The following is a 3,982-nucleotide window of genomic DNA, read 5'->3' on the forward strand; positions in this document are numbered from 1 at the left end:
CCCGGAACACAAGCAGCAGGCCGAGGCGCCCGCGCCAACTGCGACATCGACCCGATCCTGATGTGACTCAACCAGGAACAAACTGCCCGATCCAGGCGGCGAGCTGTTCCACGGTCGGTGGCCGTGGAACGGCTCGCAAGGGCCGATGCACGGCCCGGACGAGTTCGGGGCAGTGCAGCAAGGCGCGGGCGGCGGGGTGTTGGCCTCGTGCGGCGAGCGCGAGGCCCAGCCCGACCAGGGAGTTCGGCCGGTCCGGGTCCGTGGCGAGTTCCCGCCGGTAGCCCCGGATTGCTTCGAGGAAATCGCCCGCGGTGTAAGCGAGGTCCGCGGCGGTGGCGCCGGGCACCGCCGGCGGGCGTCCGTCCGGCGACAGCGGTGTGCCACCGACGGCGAGCCGGATCAGGTCCGTTCTGGCGTGGGACCAGGCTCCGTCCGGTACCGGAGTCGGGGGGAGGTCCGGGGCGTCGAGTGTGGCGGGTGGCCTCGGCCTGCCACTGAGCCATGCCGCCGCCAGTTCGGTCACCACGGCCGGGTCCGGCCGCAGGTGGCGGGCCCGCCAGCCGGCGAGGTGATCCCGGCCGGCGGCCGCGGCCAGTTCGCCCGCCTCCGCCGGCACGGGCTCGTCCTGCCAGGGGCCGAGGCGTTCGGCTATGTCATCGAGGAACCGGCGTCCGGCGTCGGTCAGTGTCGGGTCCGCGCGCAGGACCCGCAAGGTGCGCCACGTCTGCTCGCGCCAGAACGCGAATTCGAAGCCGGAGCGCCGGGGGCTGTGACCGGCATGGGCCAGCGCGCGCCAGAACGCGGTGACCCCGAAGAAGGCGTAGACCCCTTGCAGGGCACCGCTCACGGGCCGTGGATCATCCCGCCACGTCACGTAGATCCGTTCACGGGGATCCGGCTCGTACAATTCGACCAGATGCAGCAGACCGCCGAGCACGATGTGCTGGAACTCGTGGATCAAGGTCTCCGCTAGGGACGCGCCGTCGGCGGGCAGGCCGACCACCGCGCTGCCGAACGCCTCCCCGGTCGACGCGCTCGGATTCCGGAAGAGCACCTGGGGTTTCGGCACCAATGAGGCGAGCCCCACGGGCATGATGCGGGCCAAACCGGGGAGATGGGCGGTGATCAGGCGGCACGCTTCGTCGATCAGCCGTTGCCAATCCGCCAATTCCTTGCCAGGCAGCCTTTCCGGTGGGACCGGTTCGTAGAGCCCCCGATAGGGGTCGAGATCGTCCAGCCACAGGGAGAACCGGTGCGCGCCGACCTGGCTCCGGACTCGCCGGATTCCCCACCAGCCCGGGGCATCGGCGTCGGGCGAGCCGGGCAGGCGGACCGTCGTTTCGGCGTTCGAGATGAGGTACCGGCCGTTCTCGCCTCGTACGATGGCCGAAGAAAACGCCACGGTACCGGGAAATCTCGCCATGCCCAGGGAAGGGAGCATGGCGTTGCCGTGCCAGGCCGGGATGGCCGTCTCGAAGTCGAGCTCCGCCCGGATCGCCGCTGCCGCCGCGATCGCGTGCGCGTGGCCCAGATGCATCCACAAAGGGCCGATGCCGTCGATTCCGTTGCGTAGCAAACGAGTCGTGTAGCCCGCCCAGCTGCCGGTGTACGGATTGGTGAGCATCCGGTTCACTGCCTTGGGTGCTCGTGCTTCCGCACGTGCGAGCAGTTCCCAGGCGGAATCCAACGGTGGCAGGGGACCCGAATGGTCCACTGTCTTCGTGGCCTCGGTCAGCAACGCGTGGATCAGCAGTTTGCGACGGCTTCGCTCGGCCCGCCGCAGCCGCCGGGCCATTTCCTCGTCGCCGTCAAGGCGCGCCAGCGCGTCGAAGTCCCGCCACGACAACCGGTGGAACACGGGGCGAACCTCGGCAGGCGGCGACATCAGTCGATGCGCTCGCCACCGGAGGGGTTTCCGCTTCTGTAGCGTGCGCGGACGAGGGTCGTGCGTTCGACGACGTGGTGCGCCGACTGGCGGAAGGCTTCCCCGTCCAGCTCCCGCAACGCGGTGAAGGAGACCGCGTCGAGATCGATCAACGCCGATTCGATGTCCGGTTCGGTGTTCGCCGAGAAAGAACTCATCGTGCCGATTCCCTCCACCCCGTGAAACGGTTGCGAGAGTTGAACCTCGACAAGGATAGCCGAGATTTCGTGACCGATCAGGCCTCGACGGGCGGCGGTGGCCGCCCGGCCGCCAATTCCCGTAAGGCGCGAGGACGGGTGATGGTGACGCGCTGACGCGCGGTGCGCACGACACCCAGCCGCCGGAGTTCTTCGAGGCCGCGGATCAGGGTGCTGCGTGAGACGCGCGCGAAGCCCGCCAATTCCCCTTGGTTGAACCGGAGATCGACCTGCTGCCCGTCCGTCCAGTCGACGGCGTGCTGCAACGCCAGCTCCAGGAGGACCGCGGCGAGGCGTTGCGGGAAATCCGGCCCGCCGGCTTCGAGTCGCAGCCTGTCGGACTGCTGCAGCCGGATCGCCGCGGTACGGAAGATCTCCTCCGCGATACGCGGCCGGTCCCGCAGGACGCCGAGGAACTTCTCCCTCGGCACGACGAGGGTGCGCACCTCGTCGATCGCCGACATGGTGGCGGACCGGGGGAGTCCGCTGATCGGTGCCAGCTCGCCCACGATCTCCGCGGGGCCGCGGGCGGCGAGCGGCGCGTCCTCGCCGCGATAGTTGGTGGCGCTGATCTTCACCCAGCCGTGGAGGACGACGAACATACTGGTGGGCGGACTGCCCTGGAGGGCGAGGATCTGCCCTGGCCGCCACACCTTCACATGGCCCGCGCGCCGGAGAGCGGCCTGCTCCGCGGGCGTCAGCCGCCCCCAGGTTCCGAAGCCCCCGTGATCACCCGTTGGAGAACCGGTCATCCTGGCCCTCCGGATCGCCGGGGGCCGGATTCGCGCTGTGTTCCATTTGACGCATCAGCCACTCCCCCGACTCGTCAGCATGGTCAGTGGGCAGAACGACCCGGAAGTTTCGCACCGCAACCGGTAATTGTGCCAGGCAAGGGGTGACTTCACCAGGCCTGGGGCCGGCGACAGGGGAGGACGTCATGCGCAGCGCCGAAAGTGTCATGGGACGGCCGAAGGATCACCGGCGTGAGCCGGCCGTACCGAATCCGCGGACGCCCAAGGCGTTCGGCCGAAGACCGGCTTTCTTCGCGCCGCACCCGCCGCTGATGTCCGGCGGGTGGTACCAGGGCGACGATCAGGAGGTCGTCGGCCCGGGGCGGTATCCGGTTCCGCGCCCGCCCGCCAAATCGGTGAAAGTGGCGTTGTCGTGGGTGCTCTTTCTGGGCCCGTTGGGATTTTGTTACGTGTCACCCGTCGGCGGGCTGATCGCGACGGCGGCTTCGGTCACGGCGATCACCGTCGGCGGGATCGCGTTGATGGCCGTGATCTGGCCTGTCGTCATGGTGCTCGCGGTGGCGGCGTTGTCCGGGCGTCCGGACGGCGACACGAAATGACGTCCGGCCGGTTGCCGGCCGGGTGAACCGGGTGGGGGACGCTCAAGGGGGGCGGCCCCCACCACGGTTTCCGCCGCGTGATCGGTGGGGGAGTTGGAAACTGGCGGTGTGTTCGGTGCCGTTGCGCGGGTTTCGCGTGACTGGATGGACGACACACGGCGGAACCCGGGCGTGCGCGAGTCGTCTGCCGGATCACGCGAGTCGTCCGTCGGATCACGAGTACCGGCCGTTCGGGCCTCTGCGGTGAAGGACCCCTTCACTGGCTCAAGGCAGAGGCGGCCTTCGCGGCCGTGGTTCTGGACTGGCCGACAGGAGCTGACCGCGCCCCCGAGTGTCCACCAAGGACACTTTCCGCTGACTCAATGTCCGAGTGATGCCCGGATGGGCGATTTCGCGAGGGGGTCGTGGGGGGGGGGTTTGGGTGGGGACCCAAAAAACACCCCCCACCCCCCCCCCCAACCCCCCCCACCCCCCCCAGCCCCACCCTTTCCCCCCGGAAAAAGGCGCTTT

At 69.4% G+C, this 3,982-nt stretch carries 4 protein-coding genes; 1 reads left to right on the forward strand and 3 read right to left on the reverse strand.

Features of this window, described 5'->3' with window-relative positions; translation table 11 throughout:
- Positions 1 to 67: 67 nt before the first annotated feature.
- From AC0685_RS37370 to AC0685_RS37380, 3 genes are all read right to left on the reverse strand, one after another.
- A complete protein-coding gene (locus AC0685_RS37370) occupies positions 68 to 1,858 on the reverse strand; it encodes an aKG-HExxH-type peptide beta-hydroxylase (RefSeq protein ID WP_478229796.1) in 1,791 nt (596 codons plus the stop codon).
- 26 nt (positions 1,859 to 1,884) lie between these two features.
- On the reverse strand, positions 1,885 to 2,082 hold the full coding sequence (locus AC0685_RS37375; RefSeq protein ID WP_340684921.1) for a hypothetical protein: 198 nt from the start codon (positions 2,080 to 2,082) through the stop codon (positions 1,885 to 1,887).
- A 77-nt stretch (positions 2,083 to 2,159) separates the two neighbouring features.
- Positions 2,160 to 2,873, reverse strand: a complete 714-nt coding sequence (locus tag AC0685_RS37380; protein WP_478229797.1) for a Crp/Fnr family transcriptional regulator — start codon at positions 2,871 to 2,873, stop codon at positions 2,160 to 2,162.
- A gap of 185 nt (positions 2,874 to 3,058) precedes the next feature.
- Here AC0685_RS37380 and AC0685_RS37385 point away from each other — a divergent pair, with 185 nt between their 5' ends.
- Positions 3,059 to 3,472 (forward strand): hypothetical protein, encoded by a 414-nt coding sequence (locus AC0685_RS37385; protein ID WP_478229798.1) that lies wholly within the window; start codon positions 3,059 to 3,061, stop codon positions 3,470 to 3,472.
- Positions 3,473 to 3,982 lie beyond the last annotated feature (510 nt).

The sequence above is a fragment of the Amycolatopsis sp. NPDC043889 genome (genome assembly GCF_056435645.1).

Coding starts and splice junctions, on each gene's coding strand:
- AC0685_RS37375 (WP_340684921.1), bottom strand. CDS start 2,082: ATGAGTTCTTTCTCGGCGAACACCGAACCGGACATCGAATCGGCGTTG.
- AC0685_RS37380 (WP_478229797.1), bottom strand. CDS start 2,873: ATGACCGGTTCTCCAACGGGTGATCACGGGGGCTTCGGAACCTGGGGG.
- AC0685_RS37385 (WP_478229798.1), top strand. CDS start 3,059: ATGCGCAGCGCCGAAAGTGTCATGGGACGGCCGAAGGATCACCGGCGT.